At 68.8% G+C, this 19658-nt stretch carries 15 protein-coding genes and 1 pseudogene; 2 read left to right on the plus strand and 14 right to left on the minus strand.

The genetic code is table 11. The features are described from left to right. Positions 1-45: 45 nt before the first annotated feature. The gene (locus IM787_RS02060) at positions 46-4776 is read right to left on the minus strand and encodes a glutamate synthase-related protein (protein ID WP_193674963.1); all 4731 of its coding nucleotides are present in this window, start codon (positions 4774-4776) and stop codon (positions 46-48) included. 109 nt (positions 4777-4885) lie between these two features. After that, positions 4886-5599 carry a transposase gene (locus IM787_RS02065; protein ID WP_193674964.1) on the minus strand — a complete coding sequence of 238 codons (714 nt, stop codon included), beginning with the start codon at positions 5597-5599 and terminating at the stop codon, positions 4886-4888. A 115-nt stretch (positions 5600-5714) separates the two neighbouring features. Here IM787_RS02065 and IM787_RS02070 point away from each other — a divergent pair, with 115 nt between their 5' ends. Then, on the plus strand, positions 5715-5903 hold the full coding sequence (locus IM787_RS02070; protein ID WP_193674965.1) for a hypothetical protein: 189 nt from the start codon (positions 5715-5717) through the stop codon (positions 5901-5903). Here IM787_RS02070 and IM787_RS02075 read toward each other — a convergent pair. The 11 genes and pseudogenes from IM787_RS02075 to IM787_RS02125 all read right to left on the minus strand — a co-directional run bounded on the left by IM787_RS02075 (position 5854) and on the right by IM787_RS02125 (position 16578). Continuing rightward, on the minus strand, positions 5854-6756 hold the full coding sequence (locus IM787_RS02075; protein WP_193674966.1) for a class I SAM-dependent methyltransferase: 903 nt from the start codon (positions 6754-6756) through the stop codon (positions 5854-5856). The two genes, IM787_RS02070 and IM787_RS02075, sit on opposite strands and share 50 nt — an antisense overlap. Beyond that, positions 6753-7304 (minus strand): DUF1415 domain-containing protein, encoded by a 552-nt coding sequence (locus IM787_RS02080; RefSeq protein WP_193674967.1) that lies wholly within the window; start codon positions 7302-7304, stop codon positions 6753-6755. Before IM787_RS02080 ends, IM787_RS02075 begins: the two co-directional genes overlap by 4 nt. Positions 7305-7313: 9 nt before the next feature. After that, positions 7314-8543, minus strand: a complete 1230-nt coding sequence (locus tag IM787_RS02085; RefSeq protein WP_193674968.1) for an MFS transporter — start codon at positions 8541-8543, stop codon at positions 7314-7316. Beyond that, positions 8540-9679, minus strand: a complete 1140-nt coding sequence (locus tag IM787_RS02090) for a deoxyguanosinetriphosphate triphosphohydrolase (RefSeq protein WP_193674969.1) — start codon at positions 9677-9679, stop codon at positions 8540-8542. Before IM787_RS02090 ends, IM787_RS02085 begins: the two co-directional genes overlap by 4 nt. A gap of 11 nt (positions 9680-9690) precedes the next feature. After that, positions 9691-10794 (minus strand): 3-dehydroquinate synthase, encoded by a 1104-nt coding sequence (gene aroB / locus IM787_RS02095; protein ID WP_193674970.1) that lies wholly within the window; start codon positions 10792-10794, stop codon positions 9691-9693. Positions 10795-10803: 9 nt separating this feature from the next. Further along, complete coding sequence (locus IM787_RS02100) at positions 10804-11331, minus strand: shikimate kinase (protein WP_193674971.1); 528 nt, start codon at positions 11329-11331, stop codon at positions 10804-10806. A 25-nt stretch (positions 11332-11356) separates the two neighbouring features. Then, complete coding sequence (locus IM787_RS02105; protein ID WP_193674972.1) at positions 11357-13501, minus strand: type IV pilus secretin PilQ; 2145 nt, start codon at positions 13499-13501, stop codon at positions 11357-11359. After that, the gene (locus IM787_RS02110; RefSeq protein WP_193674973.1) at positions 13498-14040 is read right to left on the minus strand and encodes a pilus assembly protein PilP; all 543 of its coding nucleotides are present in this window, start codon (positions 14038-14040) and stop codon (positions 13498-13500) included. The genes IM787_RS02105 and IM787_RS02110 overlap by 4 nt, the downstream gene beginning before the upstream one ends. Continuing rightward, complete coding sequence (locus tag IM787_RS02115; RefSeq protein WP_193674974.1) at positions 14037-14702, minus strand: type IV pilus inner membrane component PilO; 666 nt, start codon at positions 14700-14702, stop codon at positions 14037-14039. Before IM787_RS02115 ends, IM787_RS02110 begins: the two co-directional genes overlap by 4 nt. Positions 14703-14896: 194 nt before the next feature. Then, positions 14897-15502, minus strand: a pseudogene (locus IM787_RS02120) (PilN domain-containing protein); the annotation flags it as partial. Next, a complete protein-coding gene (locus IM787_RS02125) occupies positions 15499-16578 on the minus strand; it encodes a pilus assembly protein PilM (protein WP_193675497.1) in 1080 nt (359 codons plus the stop codon). The pseudogene IM787_RS02120 and the gene IM787_RS02125, both read right to left, overlap by 4 nt. Positions 16579-16848: 270 nt before the next feature. Here IM787_RS02125 and IM787_RS02130 point away from each other — a divergent pair, with 270 nt between their 5' ends. Next, on the plus strand, positions 16849-19335 hold the full coding sequence (locus tag IM787_RS02130; RefSeq protein WP_193674976.1) for a penicillin-binding protein 1A: 2487 nt from the start codon (positions 16849-16851) through the stop codon (positions 19333-19335). Here IM787_RS02130 and cyaY read toward each other — a convergent pair. After that, positions 19325-19654, minus strand: a complete 330-nt coding sequence (gene cyaY, locus IM787_RS02135) for an iron donor protein CyaY (protein WP_193674977.1) — start codon at positions 19652-19654, stop codon at positions 19325-19327. The two genes, IM787_RS02130 and cyaY, sit on opposite strands and share 11 nt — an antisense overlap. Between the last annotated feature and the right edge of the window lie 4 nt (positions 19655-19658).

Here is a 19658-nt window from a genome sequence, read left to right on the forward strand (position 1 = left end):
GCGCCCCCTTGAGGGGGAGGCGCCGAAGGCGCTTCGGGGGTGGGCCTATTTCGCCGCCACGGGTTCGGCGGGCATCGCCACTTCCTGGTTGGTGCCGGCGCTGGCCAGCTCCACCTCGCGCTCGTACATCTCGGCCAGGGCGCGCTTGTACTCGTTCGGGAACACCTTCACGAACTTCGTGCGGGCGCCGGCCCAGTCGTCCAGCAGTTCGCGGGCGCGGCGGCTGCCGGTCCAGCGGTTGTGGTCTTCCAGCAGCTTCTTGAGCAGGGCCTCGTCGCTCTGGTCGCGGTGCAGCTTGGTCCGGCCGGCCGAAGCCTGCTGTTCGGCGGTGCTGCCCACGCGCTCCAGCGACACCATCGCGGTGTTGCAGCGGCTGGCGAACTTGCCGTCCTCGTCGTAGACGTAGGCGATGCCGCCCGACATGCCGGCCGCGAAGTTGCGGCCGGTCTTGCCCAGGACCACCACGGTGCCGCCGGTCATGTATTCGCAGCCGTGGTCGCCCGTGCCTTCGACCACCGCGGTCGCACCCGAGAGGCGCACGGCGAAGCGCTCGCCGGCCACGCCGCTGAAGAAGGCCTCGCCGGAGGTCGCGCCGTACAGCGCAGTGTTGCCGATGATGATGTTGCGCGTCGCTTCGCCGCGGAAGTCGATGCTGGGGCGCACGATCACGCGGCCGCCGGACAGCCCCTTGCCGGTGTAGTCGTTGGCGTCGCCGATCAGGTACAGCGTGATGCCATGCGCCAGGAAGGCGCCGAAGGACTGGCCCCCCGTGCCTTCCAGCTGGATGCGCAGCGTGTCGTCTGGCAGTCCTTCCGGGTGCACCTTGGTCAGCGCGCCGGAGAGCATGGCGCCCACCGAACGGTTGACGTTGCGCGCCACCTCCATGAACTGCACGCGCTCGCCGCGCTCGATGGCCGCGCGCGACTTCTCGATCAGCACGCGGTCGAGGCTCTTCTCGAGGCGGTGGTCCTGCTCTTCGCAATGGAAGCGGGGCACGTCGGCGGGCACCTTGGGCTGCGCGAACAGGCGGCTGAAGTCGAGGCCGCGCGCCTTCCAGTGGGCGATGCCCTTGCGCGTGTCCAGCAGGTCGCTGCGGCCCACCAGCTCGTCGAACTTGCGGATGCCCAGCTGCGCCATGATCTGGCGCACTTCCTCGGCGACGAAGAAGAAGTAGTTGACGACGTGTTCCGGCTTGCCCTGGAACTTCTTGCGCAGCACCGGGTCCTGCGTGGCCACGCCCACCGGGCAGGTGTTCAGGTGGCACTTGCGCATCATGATGCAGCCCTCCACCACCAGCGGCGCGGTGGCGAAGCCGAATTCGTCCGCGCCCAGCAGCGCGCCGATCACGACGTCGCGGCCGGTCTTCATCTGGCCGTCGGCCTGCACGCGGATGCGCCCGCGCAGGCGGTTCAGCACCAGCGTCTGCTGGGTCTCGGCCAGGCCGATCTCCCAGGGCGAGCCGGCGTGCTTGATCGACGACCAGGGCGAAGCGCCCGTGCCGCCGTCGTGGCCGGCGATCACCACGTGGTCGGCCTTGCACTTGGCGACGCCGGCGGCGATGGTGCCCACGCCGACTTCCGACACGAGCTTGACGCTGATGGACGCATGCGTCGCCACGTTCTTCAGGTCGTGGATCAGCTGCGCCAGGTCCTCGATCGAATAGATGTCGTGGTGCGGCGGCGGCGAGATCAGGCCCACGCCGGGCACGGAGTAGCGCAGCTTGCCGATGTACTTCGACACCTTGCCGCCGGGCAGCTGGCCGCCCTCGCCCGGCTTGGCGCCCTGCGCCATCTTGATCTGGATCTGGTCGGAGGACGCGAGGTACTCCGCCGTCACGCCGAAGCGGCCGGACGCCACCTGCTTGATGCGCGAGCGCAGCGAATCGCCGGCCTGCAGCGGGATGTCGACCTCGACCACGTCCTCGCCGATGATCTGCGCCATCGTCTGGCCGGTCTGGATCGGGATGCCCTTCAGCTCCTGGCGGTAGCGCGCCGGATCCTCGCCGCCTTCTCCCGTGTTGCTCTTGCCGCCGATGCGGTTCATGGCGATCGCCAGGGTCGCATGCGCCTCGGTCGAGATCGAGCCGAGCGACATGGCGCCGGTGGCGAAGCGCTTGACGATGTCCTTGGCGGATTCGACCTCGTCGACCGGGATGGCCTTGGAGGGATCCACGCGGAACTCGAACAGGCCGCGCAGCGTCATGTGGCGGCGGCTCTGGTCGTTGATGATCTGGGCGTACTCCTTGTACGTGTTCCAGTTGTTGGCGCGCGCGCTGTGCTGCAGCTTGGCGATCGCGTCGGGCGTCCACATGTGCTCTTCGCCGCGGTTCCGCCAGGCGTACTCGCCGCCGGCGTCCAGCATGGAGGCGAGCACCGGGTCGCCGCCGAAGGCCGCACGGTGCAGGCGGATCGCTTCCTCGGCGATCTCGAAGACGCCGATGCCCTCGACGCGGCTGGCGGTGCCGGTGAAGTACTTCTCGATCGTGTCGCTGTTCAGGCCGATCGCCTCGAACAGCTGCGCGCCGCAGTAGGACATGTACGTCGACACGCCCATCTTGGACATGATCTTCGACAGGCCCTTGCCGACCGCCTTGATGTAGTTGTAGATCGCCTTTTCGGGGTTCAGGTCGCCCGGCAGGTCCTTGTGGATGGAGACCAGCGTCTCCATCGCCAGGTACGGGTGCACGGCTTCGGCGCCGTAGCCGGCCAGCACCCCGAAGTGATGGACTTCGCGGGCGGAGCCGGTCTCGACCACCAGGCCGGCCGTCGTGCGCAGGCCCTCGCGCACCAGGTGCTGGTGGATGGAGGACAGTGCCAGCAGCGCGGGGATCGCCACCTGGGTCGGCGACACGCCGCGGTCGCTGATGATCAGGATGTTGTGGCCGCTGCGCAGCGCGTCGACCGCTTCCGCGTTGAGCGACGCCAGCTTGGCTTCCACACCCTCGTGGCCCCAGCCCAGCGGATAGGTGATGTCCAGCGTGTAGCTGCGGAACTTGCCGTGCGTGTGCTTCTCGATCTCGCGCAGCTTCTGCATGTCGGCGAAGTCGAGGATCGGCTGGCTCACTTCGAGCCGCATCGGCGGGTTGACCTGGTTGATGTCCAGCAGGTTCGGCTTGGGGCCGATGAAGGACACGAGCGACATTACGATCGCCTCGCGGATCGGGTCGATCGGCGGGTTCGTCACCTGCGCGAAAAGCTGCTTGAAGTAGTTGTACAGCGGCTTGTTCTTGTCGGACAGCACGGCCAGCGGGCTGTCGTTGCCCATCGAGCCGATGCCCTCCTCGCCGGCCTGCGCCATGGGCGACATCAGGAACTTGATGTCTTCCTGCGTGTAGCCGAAGGCCTGCTGGCGGTCCAGCAGCTCGACGTTGTTCTGGGGCGCGTCACCGGCCGTCTGCGACAGGTCGTCGAGGCGGATGCGCAGGTTCTCGATCCACTGCTTGTAGGGCTTGGCGTTGGCGAGGGAGGCCTTGAGCTCCTCGTCGTCGATCATGCGGCCCTGCTCCAGGTCGATCAGGAACATGCGGCCCGGCTGCAGGCGCCACTTGCGCACGATGCGGTTCTCCGGGACCGGCAGCACGCCGGATTCCGAAGCCATGATCACCAGGTCGTCGTCGGTCACGCAGTAGCGCGAGGGACGCAGGCCGTTGCGGTCCAGCGTTGCGCCGATCTGGCGGCCGTCGGTGAACACGATGGAAGCGGGGCCGTCCCACGGCTCCAGCATCGACGCGTGGTACTCGTAGAAGGCCTTGCGGCGCTCGTCCATCAGCGTGTGCTGCTCCCACGGCTCGGGGATCATCATCATCACGGCCTGCGCGAGCGGGTAGCCCGCCATCGTCAGCAGTTCGAGGCAGTTGTCGAAGGTGGCGGTGTCGGACTGGTCGGGGAAGCTGATGGGGTACAGCTTCTTCAGGTCCGCGGCCAGCACCGGCGAGGACATCACGCCCTCGCGCGCCTTCATCCAGTTGTAGTTGCCCTTGACGGTGTTGATCTCGCCGTTGTGCGCGACGTAGCGGTAAGGGTGCGCCAGCGGCCACTCGGGGAAGGTGTTGGTGGAGAAGCGCTGGTGCACCAGGCCCAGCGCGGAGACGCAGCGCGCGTCCTGCAGGTCCTTGAAGTACACGCCGACCTGGTCGGCCAGCAGCAGGCCCTTGTAGATGATGGTGCGGCTGGAGAAGCTGGGAACGTAGTATTCCTTGCTGTGCTTCAGGCGCAGGCGCTGGATGGCGGCGCTGGCCGTCTTGCGGATCACGTACAGCTTGCGCTCCAGCGCGTCCTGCACGATCACGTCGTTGCCGCGGCCGACGAACACCTGGCGGATGATCGGCTCCTTCTTGCGCACGGCGGGCGACATGGGCATCTCGGCGTCGACGGGCACGTCGCGCCAACCCAGCAGCACCTGGCCTTCGGCGCGGATCGCGCGTTCCATCTCCTGCTCGCAGGCCAGGCGGGACGCGTGTTCCTTGGGCAGGAAGATCATGCCGACGCCGTACTCGCCGGGCGGCGGCAGTTCCACGCCCTGCTTCGCCATCTCCTCGCGGTACAGCGCGTCCGGCAGTTGCAGCAGGATGCCGGCGCCGTCGCCCATCAGCTTGTCCGCGCCCACCGCTCCGCGGTGGTCCAGGTTCTCCAGGATCTTCAGCGCCTGGCGAACGATGTTGTGGCTCTTCTCGCCCTTGATGTGCGCCACGAAGCCGACGCCGCAGGCGTCATGCTCGTTGGCGCCCGTGTACAGGCCTTGTTCTTGCAAATGGGCGATCTCGGCAGCCGTCGTCATGGCGCGCACCTCTGGGCGTTCGGGGAAAACCCGAGGGTATCGCAGCGGCCTGCGCTCGCCAAGCAGAATAATTGGGGTCAGATTCCAATTCAGGCCGCCACACTTCGTGTCACTCCTTAATCGGGGACAGATCAACCGCCCTCACGCGCGGCCGTCCCGGCTGGGCGCGGCTCACCCGCCGATCCGTTCGCCGCTGGAGATCAGCCACGTAGTCCGTCTCGCCCAGAGCCCAGCCTCGCAAGGCGGAGTCGGTGAGTGCGCGCTTCTGTTCATCGGACACCCCGGCGCGCACCAGGTCTCCGTAGGCCTGGTCGCGCGCGAACGGCGTGTTGCCCAGCTCCCAATAGAGCGGGTGCGGCGTGATGAGGCGATCGGAACGGCGGCCGATGTAGTGGGCATGGCTGGACCAAGGGTAGTCGGCAGGGTCCGCCACCATCCCGGCGCGCACCGGGTTCAGGTCCATGTAGACCATGCATGCCAACAGGTAGCGCTCCGCCTGGATCAGATTGGACTTGTAGCGGCCTTCCCAGAGCGTGCCCGTCCGCGCCTGGCGCAGGTTGAAGTTGCGGACATAGCGGCGGCCGACCGCCTGCATCATCTGCGGGATGCCCTCCGCGGTCTCCGGCGTGGCGAGCAGGTGGAAGTGGTTGCTCATCAGCACGTAGGCATGGACGGCGACCTGCTGCTTGCGGGCGTGCTCGTCGATGAGGGACAGCAGCAGCTCATAGTCCGCCGGGCTGCCGAAGATCGCCTGCCGGTTGTTGCCCCGCTGGATGATGTGGTGCGGGTAGCCGGGAACCGTCAAGCGCGGGAGGCGTGCCATGCGCGCGATGTTAATTGGAATCTGACCCCGATTCCGACGGCGCGACGCGGCCGGCGACTACACGCCCCGCTCTGCCTCGGCCGCAAGAATGCGGACCCCAGAAGGAGAAGGTCCCATGTCGTTCGCGCTCTACATGCTCGGCTTCATCATCGTCATCGCAGGTCTGGCCTGGGGTGCGATGGTCGCCGGTGTGCCGCAGGTCTACATCCTGATCGGCGCCGTGATCCTGTTCGGCATCGGCATCCTGTCCGCCGTCAAGCGGACGCGTCCGAAGGATCCGCCGTCCGCGCCTCCGGCGCAGTAGGCGCAGCGGGCAGGCCGGGGTAGCGGCGCGCCTCGAGCGCAGCGATGCCGAACTCCGCGAGGATCGCGCGCAAGCGCTCCGCCGCCGCGCGCTTGCGCTGGCCCGTCCAGCGCGCCAGGATCAGCTCGTTCTTGAGCGAGTGCTCCCAGCCGACCAGTTCGGTGACCGTCACCTGGTAGCCCATGGCCTCCAGGTAGAGGCAACGCAGCACGTTCGTGACCTGGCTGCCGATCTCGCGGGTGTGCAGGGGGTGCCGCCACAGCTCCGACAGCGGCGTGCGCGCCAGCGCAATCGCCTTCTGCTCCCGCAGCGCGCTGGCCACCTCGGCCTGGCAACAGGGCACCAGCACCATGAATCTCGCCTGCTTGCGCAGACCGAAGGCGATGGCATCGTCCGTGGCCGTGTCGCAGGCGTGCAGCGCCGTCACCACGTCGACCTGCGCAGGCAGTTGCTGCGCGTCGGCGGCTTCCGCCGCGCTCAGGTGCAGGAAGCTCATGCGATCGAACCCGAGCCGCGCCGCGAGCGCGCGCGACTCCTCCACCAGTTCGGCCCGCGTCTCGATGCCGTAGATGTGGCCATCGCCGCGCGGCCTGAAGAACAGGTCGTAGAGGATGAAGCCCAGGTAGGACTTGCCCGCGCCGTGGTCCGCCAACGTCGGGTGGCCCGCCTGTTCCGGGAGCTCCAGCAGCAGCTTCTCGATGAACTGGTACAGGTGGTACACCTGCTTCAGCTTGCGCCGCGAGTCCTGGTTCAGGCGGCCCTCGCGCGTGAGGATGTGCAGTTCCTGCAGCAGTTCGACGGACTGGCCCGGCCGCAGCCCGAGGTCCTCCGTCCCCTTCTCCCGGCCCTTCATGCGCGGGCTCCCACGTCGAGCGCGTGCCAGCCTTCGGGGCCCAGCCGGCGCAGCGTCTCCATGTTCGCTTCGTAGATGGCGGCAGCGTCCGGGAAGGCCGCCACCGCGCGGTCGATGCTGGCCTCGCGCAGGAGGTGCAGCGTCGGGTACGGTGCGCGATTGGTGAAGTTGGTGATGTCGTCTTCCGCGGTGCCGGCGAACACGAAGCGCGGATGGAAACTCGCGACCTGCACCACGCCTTCGTGGCCGCGCTTGCGCACCAGGCGCTCGGCGCGCCCGGCGAGGTCGAGGAACGCCAGGAAATCGTCCATGCCGTGCGGGATGACCAGCAGCGTGGTGTCACGCTCGGCCGGCGGCCGCGCCAGCAGGTCCTGCAGCTCGCGTTCGAAATCCTCGAGGACCGCGGGCGCTTCCCCGGCGCCGGTCACGGCGAAATGCACCTGGCCCTTGGCGAGCACCGCCTTCGCAAAGGGGCACAGGTTCAGCCCGACCACCGCGCGCTCGAGCCAGCGGCGCGTGTCGGCCACCGCGCGTTCAGGATCGGCCATGGACGGATTTTACGAGGCGCGTCCCGCCGGCGCCGCCGCGCGCTGCGGGTGACCCGCGAGGAAGCGGGAGATCCCCCACGCGATCGCCATGCCGGCCAGGGCGCAGGCCCCGGTCACCCACCAGGTCACGTGCCAGCCGCCCGCGCGCGCGGCGGCCCACGCGGCGACGGGCGGGCCGGCGAACTGCCCGATCGACGACCATTGCTGCATCCAGCCGACCGTGGTGGAGACGGTGCCGTCGTCCGGCGCCACGCGCACGGCCAGGGAAAAGAGCGTGCCGGGAATGAGTCCGCCCACGCTGGAGAAGACCAGCACGCCGGCATAGCGCAACAGGGCCTGCGCGGTTCCCGCTTCGCCCCAGGGGGCGAACGCCACCACCGCGCCGGTGGCCATGGCGACGTAGCCGACCTGCAGCAGTACGGGCGCCGGCACCCCGCGCTGCAGCAGCCGCCCCGAGGCGATGTTGCCGGCCATGTTCACGGCCGCGGCGAGCGCGGTGGCCGGTGCCGCGTAGCCGGTCGCCAGTCCCGCCTGCGCATAGATCGTGGGGAGGAAGCCGATCACCGCGAGCCATTGCGCGGAATACACGGCGAACGCGAGCGATGCCAGCCAGGGACCGCGCGAGCGCACGGTCCGCAGGATGCGGACGCCCGCCCCGCCCGCGCCGGAGGCCGCCGCATTCCGCAGGTCCGCCGCCGCGGGCACCGCCGCCCACAGCACGATGGCCATGGCGAAGGAGAGGCCCCCGAGCAGCCACCACCAGGCGGGCCAGCCGAACGCCACGATGAACGCGGGGCCGGCCAGCAATGCGCCCGCCGTGCCGAACGGCATGTACGCACCCCACAGGCCCAGCATGGAACTCAGGCCCGCCGGTTCCACGAGCCGGCGAATGAGGCCGGGCGCAGGCAAGGAAGCCAGCAGGAATCCGGCCCCCTCCAGCGCGCGCAGGGCGAGCAACGCCTGCGGCGTGGTGGCGAAGGCGCCGAGCACGCTGGCGAGAGACAGCACCAGCAGCCCGGCGATCATCGTGCGGCGGGGACCGAGCGTATCGGCGGCCGCTCCCATCGCCAGCCCCAGCGTCATGCCCGCGAGCTGCACCAGCGAGAGCAGGAAACCCGCCTGCACCAGGGTCACGCCGAGGCTGTCGCCCAGCACCGGCAAGGCGGGCGGCAGCTTGCCGATGTGGAGGGCGGCGCTGATGCCGGCCAGCACGACGACAAGTGCGGCGCGCTGCGTCACTGCGTCGTGGCCAGCAGCCGCCGGCCGGTCAGGCGTTCATGCTCGCGCAGCGCGTAGCGGTCCGTCATGCCGGCGATGTAGTCGGCCACCGCGCGCGGCGTGTCGCTGCGTGCAGCGAACCCGGCCTGCATCTCCGAGGGCTGCGCGAGATAGCGCTCGAACAGCTCGCGCACCACTTCCTGCGCCTGTCCCGTCGTCTCGGTCACGCGCGGGTGCCGGTACAGGTCGCGGAAGAGGAAGCTCTTGAGCTGCGCCGACGCGTTGCGGGTTTCGGGGCTGAAGCAAACGATCGGCGGCAGGGCGCGCACGGCGTCGGCGCTCGCGGGTTGTGCGCGGCGCAAGGCGCTGCCGGAGGCGGCGATCACGTCGTACACCAGCGCGCTCAGCATGCGGCGGATCGCCTCGTACAGCAGGCGCCGCCCCTGCAGGTGCGGGTGGTCACGCCGCGCCTGCTCGCAATGGCGCCCGAACAGCGGCACCTCGGCGACCTGCTCCAGCGTGATCAGGCCGGACCGCACGCCGTCGTCGATGTCGTGCGCGTTGTAGGCGATCTCGTCGGCCAGGTTGCACAGCTGCGCCTCCAGCGAGGGCTGCGTGCGGTCGATGAAGCGGCGGCCGACGCCGCCGGGTTCGTCGCGCTCGAGCCGCTCCGCGTTCGCGCAGGAGCAGTGCTTGAGGATGCCTTCGCGGGTCTCGAAGCACAGGTTGAGGCCGTCGAACTCCGGATAGCGTTCCTCGAGCGCGTCGACCACGCGCAGGCTCTGCAGGTTGTGCTCGAAGCCGCCGTGGCCGGCCATGCAGGCGTTCAGGGCGTCCTGGCCGGCGTGGCCGAAGGGCGTGTGCCCGAGGTCGTGCGCAAGCGCGATCGCCTCCACCAGGTCCTCGTTCAGCCCCAGCGGCCGCGCGATCGAGCGCGCCAGCTGCGCGACCTCGATGGAATGCGTCAGGCGCGTGCGGAACAGGTCACCCTCGTGGTTCAGGAACACCTGCGTCTTGTAGACGAGGCGCCGGAACGCGGTGGAATGCACGATGCGGTCGCGATCGCGCTGGAAGTCGGTGCGCGTCGGCGGCAGCGGCTCGGGGTGCCGGCGGCCGCGCGAAGCCGCCGGGTCGCAGGCGAAGGGCGCAAGGGACATGGCGGCGCGGCTCAGCGCGTGCAGTCGGCGAGCACCTGCCGCACCAGGTCGTCCGGCGCTCCGCGCACGCCGGCGCGGCCCGGCGACTCGATCACCACGAAGCGGATCTCGCCCGCCTCCGACTTCTTGTCCACGCGCATCAGTTCGAGGTAGCGGTCGGCGCCGAGGTCCGGACCACGGGTGGGCAGGCCCGCCTTCGCGACGAGCCGCGTCACGCGGTCCGCGAAGGCCGCGTCGACCAGGCCGAGCCGGCGCGAGAGCTGCAGCGCCATCACCATGCCGCAGCCCACGGCCTCGCCGTGGAGCCACTCGCCGAAGCCGAGGCCCGCCTCGATGGCATGGCCGAAGGTGTGGCCGAAATTGAGGATGGCGCGCAGGCCTGCCTCGCGTTCGTCCTGGCCGACGACGTACGCCTTGATCTCGCAGCTGCGGCGCACCGCGTGCGCCAGCGCCGCGGCATCGCGGCGCAGCAGCGCGTCGATGTTGGCTTCGATCCACCCGAGGAACGCCATGTCGGCGATCGGCCCGTACTTGATCACTTCGGCCAGGCCCGCGGCGAGTTCGCGCTCCGGCAGCGTCGCCAGGGTGTCGAGGTCGCACACCACCCGCGCCGGCTGGTAGAAGGCGCCGATCATGTTCTTGCCGAGGGGATGGTTGATCGCCGTCTTGCCGCCCACCGACGAGTCGACCTGCGCCAGCAGCGTGGTCGGCACCTGCACGAAGGGGATGCCGCGCATGTAGCTGGCGGCGGCAAAACCGGCCATGTCGCCGACGACCCCGCCGCCCAGCGCGAACACCACGGTCTTGCGGTCGCAGCCGTGCGAGAGCAGCGCGTCGAACACCTGGTTCAGCGTCTGCCAGTCCTTGTGCGCTTCGCCGTCGGGCAGCACCGCTTCGTGCACCTGCCGGTAATGCGGGACCAGCGCGGCGCGAAGCTGCGCGGCGTACAGCGGGCCTACCGTGGTGTTGGTGACGATGAGGGCGGCCGCCGCGCGGGGCAGGCCTTCCCATGCCGCCGGTTGCGACAGCAGGCCGGTACCGATGGCGATGTCGTAGCTGCGGTCGCCCAGCGCGATGCGCACCTGCTGGGAGGTTCCGGGGTTCGGGGCTGGCATGCGCCGAGTTTACGGCGCCAGCGGAAGCACGCCGGCCAGCTCCAGCTGCATGACGATCATGTTGACCAGGGTCGGCACCGACGGCCGCCCCGTCTCGATCTGGAAGTGCGCCGCTTCGCGGTACAGGGGGTCGCGTTCCGCGTACATGGTGCGCAGGCGCGCCAGGGGATCGACCACTTGCAGCAGCGGCCGCTGCGTGTCGTGCCGCAGGCGGCGGAACAGTTCGTCGGGCGTCGAGCGCAGGTAGATCACCCGGCCCGCATCCCGCAGGTGGCGCCGGTTGGCTTCCCGCAGCACCGCGCCGCCGCCGGTGGCCACCACCGCGTGCCCGCCCTGGGCGAGCGTGGCGAGCACCTGCTCCTCCACGTCGCGGAAGGCGGCCTCGCCCTCGCGCGCGAAGTACTCGCGGATGCTGCAGCCCAGGCGCTGCTCGATCAGCTGGTCGGAATCGAAGAAAGGCAGCCCGAGCCGCCTGGAAAGCTGGCGCCCGACAGTGGATTTCCCACTGCCGGGCATGCCGACGAGACTGAGGATCAAGGCGGCAGCTGCGCGGACCTTCCGGTCAGCGCGCGGCGCCCACGGCGCGGTCCGTCACCATCTTCGGGGTGATGAAGACCAGCATTTCCTGCTTGTTGGTGGTGCGGTTCCGGTTCTTGAACAGGTTGCCGGCGATCGGGATGTCGCCCAGCAGCGGAACGCGCGCCTCGCTCTCGCTCTCGGCCAGCTCGAAGATGCCGCCGATCACGACCGTGCCGCCGTTCTCCACCAGCACCTGCGTGCGGATGTGCTTCGTGTTGATCGCGATGCCCGCGGCGGTGGTCTCGCCCCGGCTGTCCTTGTTGATGTCCAGGTCCAGGATGATGTTGCCTTCCGGCGTGATCTGCGGCGTGACTTCCAGCTTCAGCGTCGCCCGGCGGAACGCCACCGAGGTCGCGCCGCTGGAGGTCGCCTGCTGGTACGGGAACTCCGTGCCCTGCTCGATCAGCGCCTTGGTCTGGTCCGCCGTCACGATGCGCGGGCTGGACACCAGCTTGCCCTTGCCGTCGGCTTCGAGGGCCGACAGTTCCAGCGCGAGGAAGCGGCTCGCCGAGGATCCGAAGATGGCGACGGCGAAGTTGGCCGGGGCGAAGCCGCCCGCGCCGGCGGAAGGCAGGTTGACGAACTTGGTGTTGTTCTGGTTGAACGTCTCCGCGTCGCGTTCGAGCGAACCCGACTGCGCCGACACGGCGTCGTAGGAGCCGGTGAAGGTGCCGCGCTGGCCGCCGAGCCCGTAGCCGGGCGTGCCGCCGATGGGGTTGCTGGTGCGCAGGTCGACGAAGCCCAGGCGCGCGCCCAGCGACTTGCCGAAGGTGTCCGACGCTTCCACGATGCGGGCCTCGATCAGGACCTGGCGCACCGCGATGTCCAGGCGGGTGATCAGCTGCTGGACCTGTTCGAGCTTGGTCGACACGTCCGTCACGAACAGCTGGTTGGTCCGCGGCTCGGCGATGGCGCTGCCGCGGGCGCTCAGGATCCGCGAGGCGCCGGTGCCGGTCAGTTGGACGGCAACGTCGGCCGCCTTGGTGTAGTTCAGCTGGAAGGCCTGGGTGCGCACCGGCTCCAGGCTCTGGTTCGCGGCGTTGGCTTCGAGCTCCTGCTTCTCGCGGGCGGCGATTTCATCCTTCGGGGCGATCCACAGCACGTTGCCGCCGCGGCGCATGCCCAGGCCCTTGGCCTGCAGGATGATGTCCAGCGCCTGGTCCCAGGGCACGTCCTTCAGGCGCAGCGTGACGGCGCCGGTGACGGAGTCCGAGGTGACGATGTTGAAGTTGGTGAAATCGGCGATCACCTGCAGCAGCGAGCGCACTTCGATGTTCTGGAAGTTCAGCGACAGCTTCTCGCCGCTGTAGCCGGGGCCCTGCGTCAGCTTGTTCGGGTCCTGGCGCTGGGTGCGCACTTCCACGACGAACTGGTTGTCGGACTGGTAGGCGCTGTGCTCCCAGGCGCCGCGCGGCTCGATGACCATGCGCACGCGGTCACCCTGCTGCGCGGTGGTGACGGTGGAGATCGGCGTGCCGAAGTCGGTCACGTCCATCCGGCGGCGCAGGCCTTCCGGCAGCGTCGACTTCAGGAACTCCACCACGAGCTGGGTGCCCTGCTGGCGGATGTCGACGCCGACCTGGTTGCTCGGCAGGTCGACGATGACGCGGCCGGAGCCGTCCGGGCCGCGGCGGAAGTCGAGGTCGCGCAGCGGCTGCGGGTCACGGTTGCGGCTTTCCGCGAAGGCCGGCGCCGCCGGGGCGGGCGTCGTGGCCGCGGCCGACTGCGCCTGCGGGTCGAGGGTGACCAGCAGCGACTTGCCGTCGATCTGCGTGCGGTAGTTGGTGGGCGTCTTGAGGTTCACGACGATGCGCGCACGGTCGCCCGACTGCACCACGTTGACCGAGCGCACGTTGCCGACGTTGAGGTCGACCGCGTTGCGTCCCATCGCGTTGGTGGCGCCGAGCACGTCCAGCGCGATCCGGGGAGGCGACTGGATCACGAATCCCGCGGGCAGGCCCGTGAGGGGTTCGGAGAACTCGACCCGTATGACCTCGACGCCTCCCTGCAGGGAGCCCGCGATGTTCTCGACCTGCGGCGCAGCCTGCGCCGGGGCCGCCCACGCGGTCGCCACGACCGCTGCCGCGGCCAGAAGGGAACGCCAACTCCACTCGTTTTGTTTCTTCATTTGGACTTCTCCTGCAGTTGCAGTGTCGCGGTTCGCTCGATCCATTCGCCGGCTGCGTCCTGTACCAGTTCGCGCAGCACCACCTCGGTCTCGCCGACCTTGGTGATCCGGCCGTAGTTCTGGCCCAGGTAGTTGCCCGGCTTCACCTGGTACAGGAGGTTGTCCACCTTGACCAGGGCCACCGGCTGGCCCTGCTTCATCAGGCTGCCGACCATCGCCATGGCGTCCAGGGGGAAGGCCTCCAGCGGCTCCTTGCGGCGGTTCATCTCGGGGGCCAGCAACGCCGCGCTGGCGGTGCCCGCCTGCTGCGAGTCGCGCTTCAAGGCCGCCGTCAGCTTCTGCGCGCTGAACGGGGACACCGCCGTCTCCTGGGTGTACGCCTGGGGCGTGAACTGCTTGGGTTCCGGGATGGGCTGCACCTGCGGCTTGGTCGCCGCGCGTTCCTGCCGCATCCATTCCTGCAGTTCCTCGTGTTCGCCGAAGCTGCAGGCGGCGAGCACGCTGCACGCGGCCAGCACGATCGGGAGCTTGTGCATCATTTGTTACCGCCCTTCGTCGCCTTGCGCTGCGCGTCCACTTCGTCCTTGTCCAGGTAGCGATAGGTGCGCGCGGTAGCGTCCAGGGTGATCGTTTCATCCCGGCCCGCGGTCATGTCCAGGTTGTGCATCGTCACGATCCGCGAAAGGTGCGCGATGTCGGACGCGAAGGACCCGATGTCATGGAAGCGGCCGGTCACCTTCAGGGTGATGGGCAGTTCGGCGTAGTACTCCTTGACGCTCACGCTGCCCGGGCGGAACAGCTCGAAGGACAGGCTGCGGCCCAGGCCGGCCTGGTTGATGTCGGAAAGCAGCGCGTCCATCTCCGCCTTGCTGGGCAGCTGCTTCTCGAGCTGGGTCACGTACTGCTGCACCTGCTCGCGCTGCTTGCGCAGGGCGTCCAGGTTCACGGCCTGCGCGACCTTCTTCTGGTACTCGGTGCGCAGGGCGACTTCCTTCTGCTGCTCGGTGTCGAGTTCGGTCGCCGAGTCCGTGAGCCAGACGAACCACAGCGCCGCCACGATGGCGGCGGCGACGCCGGCGCACAGGGCCAGCTTGGGCACCAGCGGCCAGGACGCCGGGTCGTTCGGGTTCAGCCCGCGGAATTGCGCCGCGATGCGTTCCTGGAAGGGAACGGCCGGCTGTTGGATTGCTTGCGTAGCCATGTTTCAGTCCGATCCTGCTGGGGTCTGGTGGAGGCTGGCCATCATTTCTTGGCGGGGGCAGGTGTCGCCGCAGCCGGCGCGGCAGCGACGGCCGGGGCGGGGGCCGGGGCGGCTGCCGCGGTCGTCGTCGACGGAGCCGGCGTCGCGGCGACGGGAGCCGCCGCAGCGGGCGCCGCGGCCGGAACGAGGGCCGTCGCGCTGGCCGCGGCGCTCGCGGCTGCGGCCGCCTTCTGGGCCTCGGAAGCGCGCAGCATCTTGACCGTCACGCGGAAATTCGCGACGCGGCGCTGGTCCTTCGAGCTCAGCGCCACGGAGCCGGCCACGATCTCGATCAGCTCCGGCTTGGTCATCCACGGGCTGCCGCTCGCGAGGTTGCGCAGCAGTTCGGACACGCGCTCGTTGGATTGGGCCGTGCCGATCAGCGCCACGGTGTCGCCGCTCTGCTTGAGGCTGTTCACGTACACGCCGTCGGGCAGCAGCCGCACGATCTCGTTGAGCAGGTGCACGGGCATGTTGCGGTCGGCCTGCAGGTCCTCGACCGCCTGCTGGCGCGCCCGCAGGGAGGCGATCTCCGCCTGCAGCGTGGCGATGTCCTTGATCTGCGCGTCGAGCTTCTTGATCTCGGCCGACAGGACTTCGTTGCGCGCCTGCTGGTTGGAGATCTGCGCCCCGTACCAGAGCCAGATGCCGCCGGCGATGACGGCACCGGTCACCGCGGAGGCGCCGAGCCCCGCGTAGAACATCTCGCGGCGCAGCTTGCGTGCCGCCTCGCGGTGCGGCAACAGGTTGATCAGGATCACTGCAGGAACCTCCGCATGGCGAGGCCGCAGGAAGTCAGGTACGACGGCGCTTCGCGGCGGACCTTCTTTTCGCGGACGTTGTCGCCGAACTGCATGCCCTGGAAGGGATCCGCCAGGGCACAGGGGAACGTGGTCTGGGCGGTGATGGCATCGCTCAGGCCGGGCAGCGCGGCCGACCCGCCGGCGACCATGATGTGGTCGACGCGGTTGTGCGGCGTGCTGGTGAAGAAGAACTGCAGCGCGCGGGCGACTTCCTGCGCCATGCTGTCCACGAACGGGCGCAGCACGCCGGCTTCGTAGTCTTCCGGCAGTTCGCCGCTGCGCTTCTTGCTTTCCGCTTCCTCGGCGGAGAAGCCGTACTGGCGCACGATCAGCTGCGTGAGCTGGGCGCCGCCGAAAGCCTGGTCGCGGTCGTACAGGACTTCGTCGTTGCGGATCACCTGCATGCTGGTGGTGGAGGCACCGACCTCGAACAGGGCGACCATGCGGTCCTTGCCCTCGTCCGGCAGGCCGCCGATCAGCCGGCCGGCGGCCAGGCGGGAGGCATACGACTCGACGTCGATGATGATCGGCTTCAGGCCCGCGGCTTCGGCCAGGCCCTGGCGGTCCTGCACCTTTTCCTTGCGGGACGCGGCGATCAGCACCTCCACGTCACCCTGCGACGTCGGACTGGGGCCGACCACGCAGAAGTCGAGGCTCACCTCGTCGAGCGAGAACGGGATGTACTGGTTGGCCTCGGATTCGACCTGGACCTCCAGTTCCGCGTCCGTCATGCCGCCCGGCAGGATGATCTTCTTGGTGATCACCGCCGAAGCCGGCAAGGCCATCGCCACGTTGCGCGTGCGGGTGCCGCTTTTCTTCACCACCCGGCGCATGGCTTCCGCCACCTCGTCGAATTTCTCGACGTTGCCGTCCGTGATCCAGCCGCGCTCGAGCGGCTCGATGGCGCAACGTTCAAGGATGTAGCCGCCATTCTTGGCCAGCCCCAGCTCCACCAGCTTGACGCTGGACGAACTGATGTCCAGGCCCAGAAGGGGGGCGGACTTGCTGCCAAACAGAGAGCCGATTGAGATCAAACCCATCTCCTGAGACGCCTCGTGTCAAGGCGTAACGAACTTAAGATTCCACTTCAATGCTAGCCGTAACATCCTTGTCGCACAAAGGAATTTCCAGAAAGGGACTCCAATCCCGTTGTCAAAAGCCGACGCGGTGAGCTGCCATACTCCGGCGGCTTAAGTCCCGCGCAACAGCCATCCGACGCACGTCACGGAACCGGGCGCCCACCGGTCGGCTCAGAGCAATGCATTTCTATAATGGGCGCGCTCCGGGACGCCCGATGGAGTTTTATGGCTTCCGATCCTTCTCACGACGCTCCCGGCCCCCGCGCGACGCGCCCCTTCTGGCAACGCTTCCTGCTGAAGTTCTTCGGCTGGACCTTCGGCATCGCCTTCGCGCTGGCGGCCGTCGCCGTCACCATCGCCGGCGTCGCCCTGGCGGTGGCGTATCCCAACCTGCCCGACATCACCGACCTGTCGGACTACCGGCCCAAGCTGCCGCTGCGCGTGTACAGCGCCGACGGCGTCCTGATCGGCGAATTCGGGGAGGAACGGCGCAACCTCACCCCCATCAACGAGATCCCCGCCGTCATGAAGAACGCGGTGCTGGCGATCGAGGACGCCCGCTTCTATTCGCACCACGGCGTCGACTACAAGGGCCTGGTGCGCGCCGCGGTTGCCAACCTCGGGCGCGTCAAGAGCCAGGGCGCCTCCACCATCACCATGCAGGTGGCGCGCAACGTCTACCTCTCGTCCGAGAAGACCTTCACCCGCAAGCTGTACGAGGTGCTCCTCACCTTCAAGCTGGAGCACCTGCTGACGAAGGACCAGATCCTCGAGATCTACATGAACCAGATCTTCCTGGGCAACCGCGCCTATGGCTTCGCGGCGGCCTCGGACGCCTACTTCGGCAAGCCGATGAAGGACCTGACCATCGCCGAGGCGGCGATGCTGGCGGGGCTGCCGAAGGCCCCGTCGGCCTACAACCCCATCTCCAATCCCACCCGCGCGCGCTCGCGGCAGCTGTACATCATCGAACGGATGGAGGAAAACGGTTTCATCACGGCCGAGGAAGCCGCCGCCGCCAAGAAGCAGGAATTGCGGGTGCGCTCCGGCCTGCAGGCGATGCCGGTGCGGGCCGAGTACATCGCGGAAACCGTGCGCCAGCTGGTGTACGCCCAGTACGGCGACGAGACCTACACCCGCGGGCTGAACGTGTTCACCACGGTCAAGTCGACGGACCAGGAGGCCGCGTACAAGGCCCTGCGCAAGGGCATCATGGACTACGAGAAGCGCCAGATCTACCGCGGGCCGGAGCGCTTCGTCGACCTTCCCTCCAACCCCAAGGAGCTGGAGGACGCGATCGACGACACGCTGGCCGAGCACCCGGACAACGGCGACGTCCTGGCGGCCGTCGTGCTGGAGGTGTCGCCCAAGAAGATCGTGGCGGTCCGCTCCAGCGGCGACCGTTTCGAGATCGTCGGCGAGGGCCTGCGGGCGGCGCAGTCCGGCCTCTCCGACAAGGCCACGCCCAAGATCAAGATCCGCCGCGGTGCCGTGATCCGCGTGATGAAGACGCCCAAGGACACCTGGGAGATCACCCAGCTGCCCGAGGTGGAAGGCGCCTTCGTGGCGCTCGACCCCCGCGACGGCGCGATCCGCGCCATGGTCGGCGGCTTCGATTTCAACAAGAACAAGTTCAACCACGTCACGCAGGCCTGGCGCCAGCCGGGATCCGGCTTCAAGCCGTTCATCTACTCCGCCGCGCTGGAGAAGGGCTTCGGCCCCTCGACGATCGTGGCCGACAGCCCCCTCTTCTTCGACGCCGGCGTGACCGGCGGCCAGCCGTGGGAACCCAAGAACTACGACGGCAAGTTCGAAGGCCCGATGCCTCTGCACACGGCGCTGGCCAAGTCGAAGAACATGGTGTCGATCCGCATCCTGCAGGCCGTGGGACCGCAGAACGCGCAGGACTGGATCGCGCGCTTCGGCTTCGAGCCCGAGAAGCATCCGCCCTACCTCACCATGGCGCTGGGCGCCGGCTCCGTGACGCCCATGCAGGTGGCCACCGGCTACGCGGTGTTCGCCAACGGCGGCTATCGCGTGAACCCCTGGCTGATCACGCGCATCACCGACCAGAAGGGCAAGGCGCTGGTGGAGAGCCAGCCGCCGCTGCTGAACGAGTCCATGCGCGCCATCGACGCCCGCAACGCCTTCGTGATGAACCGGCTGATGCAGGAGATCACGCGGTCCGGCACTGCGGCACGCGCGCAGCGCGACCTGAAGCGCCCGGACCTGTACGGCAAGACCGGAACGACCAACGACGCCATCGACACCTGGTTCAACGGCTTCCACCCCACGCTGGTGGCGGTGGTCTGGATGGGCTACGACACGCCGCGTTCGCTGGGCGACCGCGAAACGGGCGGCGGCCTGAGCCTGCCGGTCTGGATCTCCTTCATGGAGACGGCGCTCAAGGGCGTGCCGGTGATGGAACCGGCGGCGCCCGAGGGCGTCGTCAATGTGGGCGGCGAGTGGTTCTACGAGGAATACGCGCGGGGCAACGGCGTGGGGAGCCTCGGCCTCTCCGGCGACCTGAACGGCGCGGCCGGCGCGGAGGGTGGACGCCCCCGGGGGTCCTCCGGCGAACAGGCGCCCGGCGTTCCCGGCGACCCGAGCCTGATGAACTCCGACGGCAGGCCGCCCGCGGCCGCCGCGCCCGCCCCGGTGCAGGCGGCGCCCGACGAGCGCCGCAGCATCCTGGACCTGTTCAGGAACTGAAGGCGAGCGGGCGCTTCGCCTGCTCGCTGGCATAGCGGCCCAGGTCGGCGAAGAACTCGTTGCCCGACTTGGTGTCCCGCCACGCCGTGCCGTCGAACCGGTAGTGGAAGCCGCCGGCGCGGGCGGCCATCCAGACTTCCTGCAGCGGCTTCTGCAGGTTGACGATGATCTGGCTGCCGTCCTCGAAGGTGAGCGTGACCATGCCGCCGACGCGCTGGTTGTCCACGTCCGCATCCGTGCTTTCGTTGATCCGGTCGCAGCCCGCCTCGACGCTGGCCAGCAGGGCTTCGGCCCGGTCGAGGTATTCGAGGTCGGTCATTACA

The organism is Ramlibacter pallidus, from assembly GCF_015070875.1.
Taxonomy (GTDB): Bacteria; Pseudomonadota; Gammaproteobacteria; order Burkholderiales; family Burkholderiaceae_C; genus Ramlibacter; species Ramlibacter pallidus.